A 17256-nucleotide genomic window follows, 5' to 3' on the forward strand; every position below is an offset into this window, starting at 1 on the left:
CCGCCCACTTAGTCAACGGCGGTGCCTGGGAAATCCGGAAGCCGCACACATCTCAACTCCATCTTGAAGGAATTATGAACGCAACGTTGTTTGCCGTTGCTGGTTTGCCGGGGCTCCTGGTTCTGGTCTGGACAGTGCTCCCGACTGGTCGAAACTGGTTCGTCCGCAGGTACAGGTGGCCGCATCGCCTGCGGGGTACATTGGCAGCTTTGGGCGGCGTCCTGCTGATGGCCTCAGTGGGCTTCGCAGCTGATCCAAAGGATCATTCCTGGCTTAGGGTTTTGGTACTGCTCGCCGGGGTAGGCATGATCGGCGCGTGCCTCGTGGCCCCCACGTTCCGCATTCGCCACGGTGTGGCCACTCAGCCTCGGAAGGTGCTCGCTATTGGTGCACACCCTGATGATCTGGAGCTGGCCTGCGGGGCTACCCTCGCAAAACTGTCGGACGCCGGCCACGAAGTCCGGACCATGGTGATGAGCGCAGGCAGCAAAGGCGGAAACAGTGCTGTACGGGTGACAGAAGCTACTGCGGGTTCGGACTTCATGGGAGCATCCGCTGTCCAGATCCACAACTTCCAGGACACCTATTTGTCCGAGCATGGACAGGAAATGGTCACCGCGATCGAGGCCTTCATTGAGGAATTCCGGCCTGATGTGGTCATAACCCATTCCCGTAACGATTACCACCAGGACCACCAGGCGGTTCATAGTGCCACCATGCGGGCGGCCCGGCGCCACTCCTCCATCCTGTGCTTTGAGAGTCCCTCGTCCACGCGCCAGTTTGATCCCACTGTCTTCGTGGACATCGCAGGATATCTGGACGTCAAAATTCGGGCTGTCGCCATGCACAGGAACCAGAAGGGGAAGCCGTACATGAGCGCCGAAAAGGTCCGCAGTCTCGCGGCTTTCCGGGGTGAACAGGTGAAGACTTCCTACGCCGAGGGTTTCGAGCCCGTTCGGTTACTCGGTTCAGCCGTAGGGGAATTCTGATGGCGCGGATTCTTGTAACCGGGGTTGGGGGACCGGCCGGGCTTTCACTCGCCCGGCAGTTAAGGGGCTTGGGCCACTGGGTTCTGGGTGTCGATATGCAGGAGGTTCCGGCGTCAGCAGCGGACATTGTGTCGTTGGTGTCCCCCGCAAGTTCTGCCGGCTACCTGTGGGAGTTGCGCGGGCTTGTGGCCAATCACGGCATCGAACTCCTGGTGCCCACCGTCAGCGATGAGCTTGTTCTCGTAGCTGAGGCACGGGAAGACTTCGCCCCGGGCGTCGAAGTCCTTATTGCTGATCCGGCTCCAGTGCGTATTGCCAATGACAAATACCTCACCATGCGTTGCCTGGATACTGCAGGCGTCGCCGTGCCTGGTTTTGGGCTGCCCGGAGATTTCGCTTCGGTTAGTGAGGCCATGGCCCGCTTTGGCGGGGCGCTGGTGGTAAAGCCGAGGGTTTCCAGGGGTGGACGCGGGGTCCAAATTCTGGAACGAACCGCTGACGGGGGACGAAACGCTGCACGGATTTGGGCTTCCCTGGATGACTCTTGGATCGTGCAACGCTTCGCGCCCGGAACAGAGTACGCGCCGGTGGTCTTCCGCGGTGAGCTTGCAACCGGGGACGACGGTCTTGTGGTGGTGCTGGAGAAAACCGAGCTCAAGGAAGGGCGCGTAGGCAACGCCGTCTCCGTCAGGAAAGTGGAGTTGTCCATGGCCGCCGACGTAGCCCACGTGGCCCGGGCAGCGACGGCAGCCCTCGGATTGACGGGCCCCATTGACGTGGATGTCCGTCGCATGCCGGACGGAAAGCCCGTGGTGCTGGAGGTCAACGCAAGGTTTGGAGCGAACAGTGCCCATGCACCGGAGCTTCTGGACCACGCACTCCGCCGCTATGTTCCGGGACGGCTTGTGTGACGTTCCCGAGCGTGGCGTTGGTGGTGGTGTACGTTGGCGGTTTGGTGATTCTCGGTTTTGGCATGGCCAAAATCGTCTATGTTCCCATGGCGTTGTATTTCGACTGGCTTTACCGCTCCATCTGTGCCCGGCATCGGTATTCCGTGTTGAGCGATAGGCCTTTGGTGTCGGTGATTGTCCCGGGCTACAACGAGGCCGTGGTGATCACCGGCTGTGTTGAGTCCATTTTGGCCAGCCGGTACTTGCGCCTGGAAGTCATTCTGGTGGATGACGGTTCCACGGATGAGACCGCCTCCATCATGGAAGGCTTGGCGCAGCAGTATGACCGGGTGCGGTTCCTTTCGCAGGCCAACGCGGGCAAGGGCGCCGCTTTGAATTGTGGGATTGCAGCAGCCCTCGGGGACATTCTGATGTTTGTGGACGCCGATGGAGTCTTTGCTCCAGACACGTTGATACACATGCTGGAGGGTTTTGACGATCCGAAAGTGGGCGCAGTGTGCGGCGATGACCGGCCGGTCAACCTCGATCGCCTGCAGACCATGATGCTTGCGATCCTGAGCCACGTGGGTACGGGATTGGTCCGTAGGGCTCTATCCCTCATGAATTGCCTGCCCATCGTTTCCGGAAACATTGGCGCCTTTCGCAGCGATTTGGTCCGGGAGCTGGGAGGGTTCCACGAGGACACGCTCGGGGAAGACCTTGAGCTGACATGGCGGGTCTACAAAGCCGGATACCGGGTTCGATTCCAGCCCAAAGCACTCGTGTACGCCGAGTCTCCCTCCACCATGGGTGGCTTGTGGCGTCAGCGGGTCCGCTGGTCGCGAGGGCTGCTCCAGACGCTGAGGTTGCACAGCGGAATGCTCGGGAGCCGCCGCTACGGAATGTTCGGAGCGTTCCTGGTTTTCAACGCCATCACCATGGTGTTGATCCCTATTCTGCAACTCGTCGTCCTGGCTCTACTACCGTTCCTGTACGTGGCAGGCATGGGACCCGTCCCAGCTGAAGTCCTCGCAATCCTCGGCTGGCTCGGGGTCTTTGTGTCATTGGCGCTGATCGTCTTCTCCGTTGGCCTGAACCGCTCATGGCGGGATCTGCGATTCCTGTGGACGCTGCCACTGTGGCCCTTTTACTCGGTGTTTGTGGGCTTGGCCCTGGCCAGCGCAATCGTGAAAGAAATCCGTGGCAGTCCGGCCCGTTGGAACAAGTTGCAGCGGACAGGCATCAAGTCTGTGACTGCCACGCATTCTGTGACCTCCACTGATGTGTCACAACGGCAGGAAGCGCACGCGTGAAGGGCGTCCCGGGTACTGCAGCGTCCCTAACGTTGGCCATTGCCTTTGTGATGTCGCTCCTTCTGACGTCCGCCTGCGCGGTGGAACCGAAGAATCGTCCCGCGGACCGCATGGTCAATCTGGGTTTCGAAGATGTGGTCAACAGCGATCCCTTGTACTTGACCGGACTCGCCGAGCGCTTGGACTCGGTTGATGCAACAGCGGTATCGCTCGCAGTAGGACGCACGGACTGGACGGCTTTCCCTTTGCAGGGCCAAACCGAGACGGAATCCAGTGAGGTTGCTCGGACCGGTCGGGACTACGTGGCCGAGTCAATTTCGGCGTTGGAGTTCGCGGAGGATGGAAGGAAACGCGATGTTGTCCTCACCATAGATGCTCTGCTGGACCGCGCGCTCACCGCGGAACCGGCACTTGCCGGGCGGGACACGTCCGGAGCAGCGTCCTCAACCTTTGCCAGTGTGTCGTCCTTGCGGCATGGAAAAGCCGGCTCCCGGTTGGCCTCCCTTGCGGCGGTGATCGCCGGTAGATACCGGCCCACGGCGGTCAATCTGACGGAGCTGATGTTCGATGACTTCACTTTCGGTGAAGAGGATCTCATCGACTTCAAAGCCACCACGGGAGCCAAGGATTGGCCGAGGAAGAACGATGGTTCGATCGATGCGTCGGACGCGAGTATCAGCGGCTGGCGCAGTGAGGCTATGGCGGACATCGTCCTGAAGGTGCGGACCGCCGTCGAACCTTATGGCGTCAAACTCGATATGGACGTGCGCGCACCGCGTGAATCACCCTCACTGGACCGGGCGGACAGCGGACATGACTACGATCTCCTGCTTAAGCAGGCGCATCGGCTTCATGTTTGGGAATATGTGGGACTGAACAGTGAGAGTTCGCCGCAAACCAAGGAATTGGCGGAAGCAATGAACCGCAGGGCAGGCTCGCGCATTTCATTGTCCGTGGGGCTCTGGGGCAATGATGGCCGGATATCAGCCGGGGAATTAGCCACCGCACTGCGGGATGCTGTCCTCGGCGGGGCGACGTCAGTGTCCGTAACACCGGCGAGTCTCATGGAAGGCCAGCACTGGGACGTCCTCAAAGAGGCCTGGGCCAGGTAATGAAGGGGTAGGCGTCGGCTTTTAGCGGGCGTACGCTGACCGCATGGGGCTGTTGGGCGGAAAGGTTGTCCTTCAAGGTCATTCCCGCCCGGACGGTGACGCCAAAATCTGAGACGCATTCTTTTGTTGAGTTCTGTGCGGGTAAGATCCCGTAGGAAACATTAGTAATCCGGCTCACAGTATCCAGCGCAGTGTACGGGCCACACCAGATCCCAAAGGTAAGTATCAATGGTTCACACTGCCCATCAAGACACCGATCTCGCTGCCGAACTGCGTGCCGACGTACGCCGGGTTTCCACACTTCTCGGCGAGTCCCTGGTACGACAACACGGTCCGGAATTGCTCCAACTCGTGGAGCAAGTTCGCTTGCTGACCAAGGAGTCCAAGGAAGCCGCACGGGGCGGCGCGGATGCCACCGGCCCATGGAGCGCGCACGACGTCGTTGCCCAGGTTCGCGAGTTGCTCGCCTCCCTGCCGCTGGACCAGGCGACTGACCTGGTTCGTGCCTTTGCGTTTTACTTCCACCTCAGCAACGCGGCGGAGCAAGTACATCGCGTCCGTGGACTGCGCACCCGCCAGGAAAAAGACGGTTGGCTGGCGAAGGCGGTCTCAGAGATAGCCGGCCAGGCGGGACCCCAGGTTCTGCAGGATGTGATCAACGGACTCGACGTCCGCCCCATTTTCACGGCGCACCCCACCGAGGCTTCACGTCGTTCTGTGTTGGACAAGGTCCGCAAACTTTCGGACGTCCTTGCTGAGCCCACAGCTGACGGGACCTCCGCGCGGCGCCGTCAGGACCGGCAACTCGCTGAAATCATCGACCAAATGTGGCAGACCGACGAGCTCCGCCAAGTACGCCCCACTCCTGTGGATGAGGCCCGGAATGCCATCTACTACCTGAACAGCATTCTGACGGACGCCATGCCGGAAATGCTGACGGACCTTTCGGAACTTCTGGCCGAGCATGGTGTCACACTCCCTGCCGCCGCCGCACCGCTGAAGTTTGGTTCGTGGATCGGTGGCGACCGCGACGGCAACCCGAACGTTACTGCTGCTGTCACCAAGGAAATCCTGCAGTTGCAGAACCAGAATGCTGTCCGCATCAGCATTGCCCTCATCGACGAACTCATCTCGGTACTTTCCAACTCAACGGCTCTTTTTGGGGCCGACCAAGAGCTGCTGGATTCGATCACCGCGGACCTCAAGAACCTCCCCGGACTGGACAAACGCATCCTTGAACTGAACGCGCAGGAGCCCTACAGGCTCAAGCTGACCTGCATCAAGGCCAAGCTCATTAACACCGGTCGCCGCATTTCAGCTTCGACTTATCACGAGCCGGGCCGCGACTACGCAACCACTCCTGAGTTGCTGGCGGAGTTTGGACTGCTTGAAGCCTCGTTGCGGAACCATTCCGCTGGACTGGTGGCAGACGGCGCCCTGGCCCGCGTCCGCCGGGCAATCGCTGCCTTTGGTCTGCACCTGGCAACCTTGGACATCCGTGAACACGCCGATTACCACCACGATGCCGTAGGGCAACTCGTGGACAGGCTCGGCACCGAAAAGCCTTACGGCGAATTGACGCGTGAGGAACGCTTCACCTTCCTGGGGGCCGAGCTGGCTTCCCGCCGCCCGCTCTCCGGCCACCCGATCAAGCTTGAAGGCACTGCGGACGGCACATATGACGTCTTCCGGAGTATCCGCCAGGCCCTGCACACCTATGGCCCGGACGTCGTGGAAACCTACATCATTTCCATGACCCGCGGCGCCGATGATGTCCTGGCCGCAGCAGTCCTTGCCCGCGAGGCCGGTCTGATCGACCTCTTCAGCGGCAAGCCCCATGCCAAGATCGGGTTCGCTCCGCTATTGGAAACGGTGGAGGAACTCCGGGCCTCGGCTGAGATTGTGGACCAGTTGCTGTCCGATCCGTCCTACCGGGAACTTGTCCGCCTCCGCGGAGACATCCAGGAGGTCATGCTGGGTTACTCCGATTCCAATAAGGAATCCGGCGTGATGACCAGCCAGTGGGAGATCCACAAGACCCAGCGCAAGTTGCGCGATGTGGCGGCCAAGCACGGCGTCCGCGTTCGTCTCTTCCACGGCCGCGGTGGATCCGTTGGCCGCGGTGGCGGACCCACCTACGATGCCATCATGGCTCAACCGAACGGCGTTCTGGAAGGCGAGATCAAGTTCACGGAGCAGGGTGAGGTCATCTCGGACAAGTACTCCCTCCCCGAGCTGGCCCGCGAAAACCTGGAGCTCTCCCTGGCCGCCGTGATGCAGGGTTCGGCGCTGCACCGCACTCCGCGTACATCGGATGATGAACGTGAGCGCTACGCCAATGTCATGGAAACCATCTCGGATGCAGCGTTCGCCCGCTACCGCACGCTGATTGACGATCCCCAGCTTCCGGCGTACTTCCTGGCGTCCACACCTGTGGAGCAGCTGGGTTCATTGAATATCGGTTCGCGGCCCTCCAAGCGTCCGGATTCCGGTGCGGGACTTGGTGGCCTGCGGGCCATTCCGTGGGTTTTCGGCTGGACTCAGTCACGCCAGATCGTTCCCGGCTGGTTCGGAGTGGGCTCCGGTTTGAAGGCTGCGCGGGAAGCCGGCGACACGGATCAGTTGCTGGAGATGATGGACCGCTGGCACTTCTTCCGGTCAGTCATCTCCAACGTGGAAATGACCTTGGCCAAGACGGACATGGAAATTGCCGGTCATTACGTTTCGTCCCTGGTCCCCGAGGAACTGCACCGCTTGTTCCACATGATTCGTGACGAGTACGAGCTCACCGTTGCCGAGATCGAACGGCTGACGGGTGAGATGGAGTTGCTGGACGCCCAGCCTACGCTGAAGCGTTCACTCGAAATCCGCGACCAATACCTGGATCCGATCAGCTATCTGCAAGTGGAGCTCCTTCGCCGCGTGCGCGAGGAGCAGCTGTCCGGGGGCGAGATCGACGAGCGCCTCCAGCGGGCCATGCTCATCACCGTCAACGGCGTAGCCGCCGGCCTGCGCAATACCGGCTAGCAACCCTCTCTCACATCCCTCGGGTTTCCCCGGATCCCTCTCTCACCCGGTGAGAGAGGGATCCGTCCAAGGGCGTGGGATGTGAGAGAGCGTTAGGGTAGTGGGATGCCGTCGTTCCAGACCAAGTTGAAAATCACTGGCCTCAAACCGGGCAACGCACCCGAATCGGTGATGGCCGCAGCGGTGGAAGCGCTGGAAACCCGCCACCACGTCGAATCGAACCAGCTCGACATCGTGGGCGGCGTCCCGCAGATCAGCCTCCGCTTCACGGTAGGCGACCGCGACTACTCAGGCGAGAACGACGAAGCCCGGACGTCGGCAGCCATGATGCGTGACGCCGTCGAGCGCGTGGCGGTGACCGGCAGCCTTTACGTGTTGCGCCGCAGCCGTGGCCGTTGGTCGCCGGTCTAAAACGCCGCTCCATGACGCCGGCGCTACTCGGGCTGCGGAACGTCGTCGGGCTTGTCGGCGTCGTAAGGTTCGTCCACGGGTGACCGGCTTCCGCGGCGGCGCGTGACGATCAGCCCCACCACCACGCCGATGACCAAGCCGAGCCCCACACCGATCAGGGAACTGGCCCAGAAGGGAAGCTTGGTGGTGGAGCCCGTGAAATAGCCCAGGCCCACTTGCCATACGGCCCACAGCACAGCGCCCAGGCCGGCACACAGGCTGAACCCGCGTGCCGAAACATTGGCGATGCCTGCCGCGGATGAGGTGGCGAGCCTGCCTCCCGGAATGAAGCGGGCGCCGATGATGGCGCCGTACGTTGAGGAGCGGCCGGCTTTGGCAATGGCCTCGTGGATTCCGCGATGGATGCGGCGGCCCCAGGACCACCGGTCCAAAACGTGGCTAATACGGCGTTTGAACAGCATAAACACGGCCATGTCGCCCAGCCAGGATGCGAACGCAGCCAAGAACAGGACGAGCCAGAAATTTGCATGGCCGTCGGCTGCAAGTGCCCCGCCGGTGATCACCACCATCTCGGAGGGAATGGGCGGGAAGATGGCATCACCCAGCACGATAGGGACGATCCACAGGTAAATCGCGGATCCCCACGTTTCGGGGGTGATGAAGTCCATGGGCACAAGGTACCGCACTTGCCGCGCCCGCCGCTCCGGCGCGAGACTGACCGCATGCGAATCGACATTCTGCACGGCGACATCACCACGCGTTCCGTGGACGTGATTGTCAACGCCGCCAACTCGTCCTTGCTCGGTGGAGGGGGAGTGGACGGTGCCATCCACAGGGCGGCTGGATCGGAACTGCTTGAGGCCTGCCGCGAGTTGCGTCGGACGGAACTGCCGGAGGGACTTCCGGTGGGCGCCGCCGTCGCGACCCCTGCCTTCCGGCTCCCCGCGCACTGGGTGATCCACACCGTGGGTCCCAACCGGCATGCGGGTCAAACCGATCCGGCGCTGCTTGCCTCGTGCTTCCGGGAAAGCCTGAAGGTGGCGGCCGGGCTTGGTGCCCGATCCCTCGCCTTCCCTGCGATCAGCGCCGGAATTTACGGTTGGGACTCCCGTCAGGTGGCGGAAGTAGCGTTCGACGCCGTGGGGTCGTTTTCGTCGTCGTCCTCCGTGAGTGCCGCTTCAGAACGTGGGCTTGAGTTGGTGGAGTTCGTGCTGTTTTCGGAAGAGACGACCACGGTCTTCCGGGCTGCGTTGGATTCCTCACCGGGGGCCTGAGGTGTTGCGGAGCGCAGGCGTCACGCCGGTTCCGGGCTGGCACCCTGTGGCGCCTCAGCCGCCCGCTTGTGCCCAAGGAACCTACCTGCTTTGAAGTACCAGTACGGCCACGCTGCCCACGACGACGCCCCGGCAATGAAACCCACTCCCATCACCGCGTAACGGAGCCACTCGGGCCCGGGAAGGAGGAAACCGAGGCCGGCAACGGGAAGCCCGATCAAAAGTGCTCCGCCGATGAACCGGCCGAGCTTCGCGAGCACTTTCGGGTAGTCCTCAACGTGGAGAAGCTTGTTGTTGGCCATGAGGAACCAGACCCCTTGGATCACGATGGCCGCCACGGAAACTGCAGTTGATGGCTCAAAGTCCAGGACCTTAAGTACAAGCAATGCCGAGCTCGTGGCCCCGGCCGCGCAAGCTGCCACTGTTACCCATTTCAGCGGCTCAGTCCACGGTGCTTTGGGGAGCCGTTTGTGGACCTGCATGATCACGGGGATGACCAGCACGTTGAACACGGCTCCGGTGGCGTCGTTGATTGCACCAAAGACGAAGGGGCCGCCCCTGGGGACTTCCACGGCGTACATGGCCCCGAGTGTCAGGACGCCCGCCACGCCCACGGCGGCTGCAGAGTAGGCGAGGACCGAAACGGCCCTGTCGCCCGGTATTTCAGTGAATTGTTCCATCGGAACTCCCGCGTTCTGCCCAGCAAACCCATGGTAGTCCTGCGGAGTAGCGGAAGGAACGGGCTCCTGCCCTACGTCAGGCGTGGGCTTCGCTGAGCTCCAACTGGCTGCGATATGCCACCGGCTGCTTGCTGATGGGGTCCACGAACGTGATGCCGCGGGCCAGTAACTGCAGGGGTTTCGTGTAGTCGTCCGGAGCCTTGTCCAACAGGTCCGGGTAGAAGGCGTCGTTGACGATTCCCAGCCCGAGGGAGGCCATGTGCACCCGGAGTTGGTGCGTCTTTCCGGTGTGCGGCTCCAAACGGTACAGTGCGCGTTGGTGAGTGCCGGCGTCGAACGTTTTTGTTTGTTCAATGCGCGTTTCCGCGTTCGGTTCGCCGTCGATGACTTCGGCCAGCAAGTAGCTGCGCGACTTGGTCATGCGGTTGCGGACCACTGCGGGGAACTCGACGGCGGGAAAGCCTGCGGCGGGCGTCGCGGCGGACACGCACTCGTATTCCTTCTGGACCTGGCGCTTCTCGAAAAGCACCTGATACTTGCCGCGCGTCTCCGGGTTGGTGGAGAGCAGCAACAGGCCAGCGGTCATGCGGTCCAGGCGGTGCATGGGGATGAGGTCAGGGAGGTTGAGCAGGTTTCGCAACCGGACCAGGGCGGATTCCTGGATGTAGGTGCCGCCGGGTGTGGTGGGGAGGAAATGCGGTTTATCGACCACCAGGATGTGCTCGTCCTGATGGAGAATGTTGATTTCGACGGGCAGCCGCGTCTCCGGGGGGAGCGTGCGGTAATACCAGATGAAGGTATGGTCCTCGAGTTTGGTGCTGCGGTCCAGCGGTACACCGCCTTCGCCCACGATCTCGCCGGCGTCGAATCGGTCCTCGATGCCCTGGGGGTCGATGTGTCCCCAGCGGTGCATCATGTAGTCCATCGCTGTGGTCCACGGTCCCTCGTCCGGCAGGCGCAGGCGGGTCGCGTTCACGCCGTCGCGCACGGGGAGGGGGGATTGCATCACCGAACAATTCTACCGGGGCTGCGGTGCGGGGCCCGCTCTGCACCCCAAATCGCGCTCAGAGCATGCAGAGTAGGCCTCGCAACGGGGGGTTGATCCGACGATAAAAAAGTTCTTGACAAGAAAAGTTGTCGGTGACAATACTTGAAGCATGTTGGACATCGAAGTCATCGAGGACCCGGCCGCGGCGGAAGCTTCATTGGACCCGATCCGCACCCGCATCCTCCAGGAGCTCTCCGAGCCGGCGTCCGCCACGCAACTGGCGGCGAAGGTTGGACTGCCCCGGCAGAAGGTCAACTATCACCTAAAATCCCTGGAGCGCCACGGCCTGGTGGAGTTGGTGGAGGAACGCCGCAAGGGCAACGTCACCGAGCGAGTACTTCGTGCGACGGCGGCCTCGTACCTCATCTCACCGGTGGCACTGGCCTCCGTGGCCCCGGATCCCCGGCGCTTCTCGGACCGGTTCTCCGCTTTCTGGCTCCTATCGCTCGCCTCCCGCACGGTGCAGGAGATGGGCAAGCTCATCGCCGGCGCCGCCGTGGCCAACAAAAAGCTGGCCAGCTTCGCGATCGACGGCGAGATCACCTTCCGCTCTGCCGCGGAACGCGCGGCGTTCGCGGAAGAGCTCGGCGTAGCGGTGACGAAGCTCGTGGATAAGTACCACGACGGCGGTGCTACCGCGGTGGCGGGCGGCGCACGCAAGCACCGGCTCGTCGTCGTGCTTCACCCTGCCCTTAAGACCCCTCCAATCGAACATGCCTCCTCGGAGAAATCAGCAGAAAAGGACCACAGCAATGACTGACAACCGTAAATTCGAAATCGTGGCGGACACCGAACTGCCCGGCACCCCGGAGCGTGTGTGGCAGGCGGTAACCAAGGACACGCCGGCTTGGATGTTCCCCACGGATCAGTGGCCGGACGTCAAGACCACTGAGGAGTACCCCAGCCACCTGGTGTCCCGGATGGATGGTCCGGACGGATGGTTCAACCAGCTGGAGCACGTCCTTGAGCCCCTTGAAGGTGGCCGTGCCAAGCTGCACTACGTCCACAGCGGGATCTTCGCCGACAACTGGGATGAGCAGTACGACGGTGCCAGCAAGCACACAGAGTTCTACCTCCACACCCTTGGCCAATACCTGCAGCACTTCGACGGGAAGCCGGTGGTGTTCACGGATATTCAGGCGCCCCCTTCATCACAGACGCCTGACGGTTTCGTGCAGCTGAAGCAAGCGTTGGGTGTGGACGGGCTGCCCGCCGGTACTTCCGTGGACGTGGATATCGACGGCGTCGGACGGCTTAGCGCCGAGGTGGACTTCTCCAACGAGAACTTCCTGGGCCTCCGAACCGCGGACACCATGTACCGGTTCTTCGGCCGCAACGTGTTCGGTGCTCCGGTTGGTATGACGGTACACGAGTTCAGTGGCTCGGGCGATTCGGAACTCACGGCCAAGGCTTGGGGCGCGTTCTTGGAGAAGGTGTACGCGTAGGAGGTTCTCCGCCAGTTTCCCCTTTAAGGGGCCCAAGCCCGTGTCACGGATTCCAAGGCGGCTTCGTAGATCCCCGGCCAGTCCGTCGCGGGGTCGTTCATCTGCGCCAGCTCCAAGCTGACGAGCCCGTGGACCTGCCCCCAGATGGCCATGGCTATCACCGTGGGGTCTTCTTTGCGCAGGGCGTCGGTTGACTGGGCGGCGACTACCGCCTCCACCAAGGGGAGCATCGAGTCGGAGGCGACCTCCGGCGTCGGACTGCAATCAACAAAGGCGGCCAGGGCGCCGCCGAACATGAGGCGGTAAAGGGCTGGATGCTCAAGTGCCCAGACGCGGTACGCCCGGCCGAGCCCGGGAAGCCCGTCTGCGGAGGCGTCCCGTTGGGACTCGCCAAAGGATCGGAAACCGTCGTCGACGGCGGCCGTCAACAGTTGCGATTTCCCGCCGAACAGCGAGTAGATCGCAGTGGTGGACGTTCCCGCCGCTGCTGCTACGTCGCGAAGGGTGACGCGGGCGGGCCCATCGCGGTCCACGAGCTCAGCGGTCACCTCCAAGAGTCTCTGCTGGACGTGCTGGTCATGAATTATGGGTCTTGCCATGCCTTCAAGTGTTTCATAACATTGTTTCATAACAACGTTACGGAACCCGGATTCGGAACCGAGCTGTTCTTCAACCGAAGGAATCACATGGCACAGGAGATTTTTCCCGGCCGCTTCACCGCGGATATCGGGCGCGATACAGTGACCGTCTTCCTCATCGGAATGCGGGCCAACAGATGGTGGAAAATGGGCCGCGTCGCGAAGGTAGCCTCGGCCATGCCCACCATGATGCAGCACCTAGCTACTCATCCTGAGGCCGGGCTCCTGGGCAGCGAACAGTGGTTCGGGCGTACCACCATTCTGCTCAGCTACTGGGAGAGTCCGGAGCATCTGCGTCGATTTGCCGCGGACAGGGATTCGCCGCACCTGGGCCCGTGGCGGAAATTCATGAAGGAGATTGCGGGGAGCGGCGACATCGGCGTGTGGCACGAGACGTACCAGGTGCCGGCGTCGGGCATTGAAGTGGTGTACAACGGCATGCCGCTGTTTGGTTTGGCCAAGGCGACGCAGCACGTACCTGTGGGACCAGGCAGCAACACGGCGAAGCAGCGGATGGGCTCGGTGGGGCGAGTGGCTCCCAGTCGGTTGGGTGGCTAGGCAACCGCGACCGCGGGTGGCCGTGCGGACTTGAGCGTCCGGCGGAGGTGGGGTGAGGCGTCCAACTTGTTCTGCGCGGCGCGGAGCGCACCGACGGCGAACTCCAACTGTGCAGCCGGCAAGGTGTAGGGAACGCGTAGGTAATGCTCGAAAGCGCCCCCCACCCCAAACCTAGGTCCGGCCGCCAAGCGTACGCCGAAGTCGGGCGCGAGCACGGTCAGGGCAGTGCTGCACGGCGTGGGAAGGCGACACCACACTGTGAGTCCGCCGCGGGGTCGCTCCACGTCCCACTTCGGCAGGTGCTCCGAAAGCAACCCCAGCAGCGTTTCCCGGTTGTTCCGAAGCTCCTCAAGCCGGGCATCAAGCGGCTCTGCGAAGGACCGCACCAGGCGTGCCGCCGCCAGTTGCTCCACCACGGGCCCACCCAGATCCATGACGGTCCGGGTAGAGACAAAGCGGGCAATCAGGGCCTCGTCTGCCCGGATCCACCCGGTCCTCAGCCCGGCCCAGTGCGACTTGCTGAGCGAGCCGATGGAAACAACCGCCGGACTGTAAGCCGACATCGGCGCGGTGCGGACGCCGTCGAGGTTCAGCCCCCGCAGCGTTTCATCCACCACCAGTATGGTCCCGGAAGCAGTGGCTGCCCGTGTGAGTCGTCGGCGTTGAAGATCGGACATGATGCGCCCGGTGGGGTTGTGGAAGTCCGGCACCAAGTAGGCCATGGCGGGACGTTGATGATTCATGGTCGCCACCATGGCATCTATGTCCCACGCCGGTGACGTACTCGACTGTATGAGAGGTAGTGCTACGGGCAGCGGCTTGCACCCTGCAGCACGGATGGCGTCCAAGGCATTGGGGTAGCTGGGGTGTTCCACCATCACCCGGTCCTGCTTTCCAGCCAGCGTGCGCAGCACGATGTTGAGTGCATGCTGCGCACCCGAGGTGACCAGGATTTGGCCGGGCGTCGTTGGCACCCCTTCCGCCGTGTATTTGTCTGCGATGGCTTCCCGGAGGGCCGGCACTCCCACGGCCTCGTACCCGAATCCGGGCAGGAGGGCAGGTAACTCGGTCAGGGCGTCGGCGAAGGCCCGATGCACTACCTCGCCGGCGGCCGGCAGTGACGCATACGCCAGGTCCAAGAGACCCTCAGGAACGGCAAGTCCGGGCGCACTCACTGGCGCGGTTCGGTGGGGGATGCACGTCCGCCCGCGGCTGCCCTGGCCCGCCGTCAGGAATCCCTGTTCGCGCAGGCTCGCATACGCGGCAGTGACCGTGGTGCGGCTGAGGCCGAGTGTCTGGGCGAGCGCCCGCTCGCTGGGCAGTGCGACGTCCAGCGGTATGCGCCCGTCCATCACCAGCAAACGCACGACGTCGGCCAGCTCGCGGTAGGCGGGCAGGGCGCCGGAGTTCCAGGAGCCGAGGAGGCGGACGAGTGCGGTGGGATTCAGGGAGCCGGACATAAGACCAGTATTACAAACTGGCTATGGAATACAAGGCCAGTTTTCAGCGACCATGGATTCATGATGACCCGAAGAATCACACAACTCCTGATCGGCCTCGCAATGTACGGCATCTCCTTGGCCATGTTCATCCGGGCCGGCCTCGGCTTGGACCCTTGGGACGTTTTCCACCAAGGTGTGTCCGAAAAGACCGGATTCAGCATTGGCGTTGTGGTCATCGCGGTCAGCTTCCTGGTTCTCCTCCTCTGGATCCCGCTCCGGCAGATGCCAGGGATCGGAACCATCGCCAACGCGGTCCTCGTGGGGCTCTTCGCCGATCTGGGGCTATGGCTCATCCCGGAGTTCTCACACCTTGGCGGACAGATCGCCATGCTCGCCGGCGCTGTGATCCTCAACGGCATCGCCTCCGCTTGCTACATCGGTGCCCGCCTTGGGCCCGGCGCCCGTGATGGCCTGATGACCGGACTGGTCCGCCGCACCGGTTGGTCCGTGCGGCTGGTCCGCACGGGCATCGAAGTAGTTGTCCTTGCTGTGGGTTTCCTGCTGGGCGGATCCGTGGGCGTGGGCACCGTGGTGTACGCCCTGGCCATCGGCCCGATTGTGCAAGTGCTGCTGCCGAAGTTCATGGTTCCGGAGCGGGCAAAGGCAACGGCCCCCACGGAAGCCGTGGAGGCCGCGCCTGCAGCGTAGGGCTTAGCGCGCAAGCACTAACGGCACGCCTCCAGGTCCTCGCCGTACCGCAACCAGTCCGGAAGGTCCTGGGCCAGCGCATCGCGGATAGCGGGCGATCCAGCGCTACGCCAGTCGACGTCGTCGTTAATCTCGATCTCGTATTTCTTCCACTCGAACCAGTTGATCATCTTCAGCTGCGGGTACTTCTGGTGGGTTTCGGCGGAGAAGACTTGCCTCCACCAGGCCTGCTTGACGTCCAGCTCGGAGGCCCCGCCCCGCGCGGGCGTGTAGATGGCCGCGGTCTCCGGAATGCCCACCGGCTTGCCGTGGTCCACCCCGTACACCTGGTAAAAATCGGGGACGGAACTGTCATCACCCGCGGTGCCGCTGTAGCTGCCGGTGAGCATGGCCAGGAATTTGCCCGGTTCCGAAACGTCGTTGTTGCCCCATGGCCGCTGGTTGCCCCAGTGATACAAGGAAACCCCCACCCAGTCCACGGCGTCGTCCCCCGGATAGTAGGGCGCGTAGGTGTCGTCGGCCATGGTGAGGGTGCCGTCGTGATCGGTATCCAGGGCAGCGAAGTCCGGGGTGCCTGGTCGCGCCGCGAACTGGCCACCCGTGAACGGGTAGCCGCCGCCATAGTTTGGCGCCCACATCATGGACGTCCCCGGAGCCTGCGAGTGCACCGCCGCCGCCACCTTGCGGAAAACCTCCACGTAGCGGATCGGCTGCTGGCCCCACGAGTACCAGGAGCCATTCATCTCATGCGCAAAACGTACGACGACGGTGGTCCCCTGATCGTTGATGGCCCGTAAGTCGGTGGCCAGTTTGGCGATCACTTCGTCGCTCATGGTCTCCAAACCGCCGTGGGGCTCGAGGGTCAGGAGCAGCGCGCCGCCCGTTTCCCGGACTTGCGTGACGGCGTTGGTGGTGTGCGACCACGTTTCGTCGTCGTAGGGGATATCCGAGAACTGCACCACCACCGCGGGATCGTGGCCGAGGTTTGCTCGGTGTTCGGCCAAGGTCTCCGAGTCCCAATCCAGGTTGACGCCCAAGAGCACGCCATCCCGGGGGATCAGGGTGGAGGCATCTCCGGCCCGGCAAAGGGACAAGGCCTGGACCACGGGCACCACCTCCTTGGAAGCAAAACCCAAACACGTGGCAGCCAAGGCCGTCACCACCAAGGGGATGAGCAGGCTGGCCCGCCGTCGTTTTCGGTTCGGATGCCCGATGAAAGCTGGTGGAGTCTGCGCCATGGTCAGCCCCATCCGAGGGAGCGGCGTCGGCGCCCGAAGAGGGTGCGCCAACTGAACCGCGGCGCAAGCCCGCGCGGCCGTACGAGTGCTGCGCCGCCGTCGATCGCTTCCTGGCGGTTTGCGTAGATCCGGGCCACGTGACCCAGATGGGCCTGGAGACGGGTTTCCGCCAGGGCGCTGGAGTCCCCGAAGAGGCGCAGATCGCCGCCTCGTGAGCGCAGCAGGTGCAGCACCTCAAGCAGCCCTACGACGCCGGACGCTCCCACGGAAGTCACCGCCGCGATATCGAGCAGGACCAGAACGGGACCGTCTGTGGCGGCCTTGGCGGACGTTTGGCGAATAGCGAGAACGGACGCAGCGTCCAAGGTGCCGGTAATGGTCAGGTCCACCGATTTCAAGGTGGTTGAGATGGTGTTCGGGGCATGGGAAAGAGTGGACATGGGGGTCGCTCCTTGCTGGGGGATGGAACGGCGTCTGTTGACG

18 protein-coding genes are annotated in these 17256 nt (G+C 62.9%); 11 read left to right on the forward strand and 7 right to left on the reverse strand.

Translation table 11 applies throughout. The features are described 5' to 3' along the window. The first annotated feature begins 74 nt into the window (after positions 1–74). The 6 genes from ARUE_RS03610 to ARUE_RS03635 all read left to right on the forward strand — a co-directional run bounded on the left by ARUE_RS03610 (position 75) and on the right by ARUE_RS03635 (position 7742). On the forward strand, positions 75–989 hold the full coding sequence (locus ARUE_RS03610) for a PIG-L deacetylase family protein (protein WP_286140253.1): 915 nt from the start codon (positions 75–77) through the stop codon (positions 987–989). Further along, the gene (locus tag ARUE_RS03615; protein WP_011773510.1) at positions 989–1900 is read left to right on the forward strand and encodes an ATP-grasp domain-containing protein; all 912 of its coding nucleotides are present in this window, start codon (positions 989–991) and stop codon (positions 1898–1900) included. The genes ARUE_RS03610 and ARUE_RS03615 overlap by 1 nt, the downstream gene beginning before the upstream one ends. Then, entirely contained in the window at positions 1897–3192 is a 1296-nt protein-coding gene (locus ARUE_RS03620) for a glycosyltransferase family 2 protein (RefSeq protein ID WP_011773511.1), read from the forward strand. Before ARUE_RS03615 ends, ARUE_RS03620 begins: the two co-directional genes overlap by 4 nt. Continuing rightward, complete coding sequence (locus tag ARUE_RS03625) at positions 3189–4304, forward strand: hypothetical protein (protein WP_014920758.1); 1116 nt, start codon at positions 3189–3191, stop codon at positions 4302–4304. The genes ARUE_RS03620 and ARUE_RS03625 overlap by 4 nt, the downstream gene beginning before the upstream one ends. A gap of 228 nt (positions 4305–4532) precedes the next feature. Further along, entirely contained in the window at positions 4533–7331 is a 2799-nt protein-coding gene (gene ppc, locus ARUE_RS03630; protein WP_014920759.1) for a phosphoenolpyruvate carboxylase, read from the forward strand. A gap of 105 nt (positions 7332–7436) precedes the next feature. Then, a complete protein-coding gene (locus tag ARUE_RS03635) occupies positions 7437–7742 on the forward strand; it encodes a hypothetical protein (protein ID WP_011773514.1) in 306 nt (101 codons plus the stop codon). A 23-nt stretch (positions 7743–7765) separates the two neighbouring features. Here ARUE_RS03635 and ARUE_RS03640 read toward each other — a convergent pair whose 3' ends face one another. Further along, a complete protein-coding gene (locus tag ARUE_RS03640) occupies positions 7766–8410 on the reverse strand; it encodes a DedA family protein (protein ID WP_011773515.1) in 645 nt (214 codons plus the stop codon). 54 nt (positions 8411–8464) lie between these two features. On the opposite strand from ARUE_RS03640, the gene ARUE_RS03645 reads away from it, so the two are divergent. Further along, on the forward strand, positions 8465–9016 hold the full coding sequence (locus ARUE_RS03645; protein WP_014920761.1) for an O-acetyl-ADP-ribose deacetylase: 552 nt from the start codon (positions 8465–8467) through the stop codon (positions 9014–9016). A 20-nt stretch (positions 9017–9036) separates the two neighbouring features. On the opposite strand, the gene ARUE_RS03650 is transcribed toward ARUE_RS03645, so the two are convergent. Further along, positions 9037–9696 (reverse strand): PH domain-containing protein, encoded by a 660-nt coding sequence (locus tag ARUE_RS03650; protein WP_014920762.1) that lies wholly within the window; start codon positions 9694–9696, stop codon positions 9037–9039. Between the two features lie 76 nt (positions 9697–9772). Continuing rightward, positions 9773–10702, reverse strand: a complete 930-nt coding sequence (locus ARUE_RS03655; RefSeq protein ID WP_014920763.1) for a pseudouridine synthase — start codon at positions 10700–10702, stop codon at positions 9773–9775. Between the two features lie 151 nt (positions 10703–10853). Between ARUE_RS03655 and ARUE_RS03660 the strand changes: the two genes are divergently transcribed. Then, positions 10854–11504, forward strand: coding sequence for an ArsR/SmtB family transcription factor (locus tag ARUE_RS03660; protein WP_011773519.1), 651 nt, complete (start codon positions 10854–10856; stop codon positions 11502–11504). Further along, complete coding sequence (locus ARUE_RS03665; RefSeq protein ID WP_014920764.1) at positions 11497–12189, forward strand: SRPBCC family protein; 693 nt, start codon at positions 11497–11499, stop codon at positions 12187–12189. Before ARUE_RS03660 ends, ARUE_RS03665 begins: the two co-directional genes overlap by 8 nt. Positions 12190–12212: 23 nt before the next feature. Here the strand turns inward: ARUE_RS03665 and ARUE_RS03670 are convergent, their stop codons facing one another. Beyond that, the gene (locus tag ARUE_RS03670) at positions 12213–12788 is read right to left on the reverse strand and encodes a TetR-like C-terminal domain-containing protein (protein ID WP_043471016.1); all 576 of its coding nucleotides are present in this window, start codon (positions 12786–12788) and stop codon (positions 12213–12215) included. An 87-nt stretch (positions 12789–12875) separates the two neighbouring features. Here ARUE_RS03670 and ARUE_RS03675 point away from each other — a divergent pair, with 87 nt between their 5' ends. After that, positions 12876–13385: a DUF4188 domain-containing protein gene (locus tag ARUE_RS03675; protein ID WP_014920766.1), complete on the forward strand. Its 510-nt coding sequence runs from the start codon at positions 12876–12878 to the stop codon at positions 13383–13385. On the opposite strand, the gene yczR is transcribed toward ARUE_RS03675, so the two are convergent. Continuing rightward, positions 13382–14845: a MocR-like transcription factor YczR gene (gene yczR / locus ARUE_RS03680; protein ID WP_014920767.1), complete on the reverse strand. Its 1464-nt coding sequence runs from the start codon at positions 14843–14845 to the stop codon at positions 13382–13384. The genes ARUE_RS03675 and yczR overlap by 4 nt on opposite strands. Before the next feature lie 60 nt (positions 14846–14905). Here yczR and yczE point away from each other — a divergent pair, with 60 nt between their 5' ends. Then, complete coding sequence (yczE, locus tag ARUE_RS03685; RefSeq protein ID WP_011773523.1) at positions 14906–15535, forward strand: membrane protein YczE; 630 nt, start codon at positions 14906–14908, stop codon at positions 15533–15535. A gap of 17 nt (positions 15536–15552) precedes the next feature. Here yczE and ARUE_RS03690 read toward each other — a convergent pair whose 3' ends face one another. Continuing rightward, entirely contained in the window at positions 15553–16785 is a 1233-nt protein-coding gene (locus tag ARUE_RS03690; RefSeq protein ID WP_014920768.1) for a glycoside hydrolase family 26 protein, read from the reverse strand. After that, a complete protein-coding gene (locus tag ARUE_RS03695; RefSeq protein WP_011773525.1) occupies positions 16776–17213 on the reverse strand; it encodes an STAS domain-containing protein in 438 nt (145 codons plus the stop codon). The genes ARUE_RS03690 and ARUE_RS03695 overlap by 10 nt, the downstream gene beginning before the upstream one ends. Positions 17214–17256 lie beyond the last annotated feature (43 nt).

The organism is Arthrobacter sp. Rue61a (assembly GCF_000294695.2).
In the GTDB taxonomy this organism is placed as follows: Bacteria; Actinomycetota; Actinomycetes; order Actinomycetales; family Micrococcaceae; genus Arthrobacter; species Arthrobacter aurescens_A.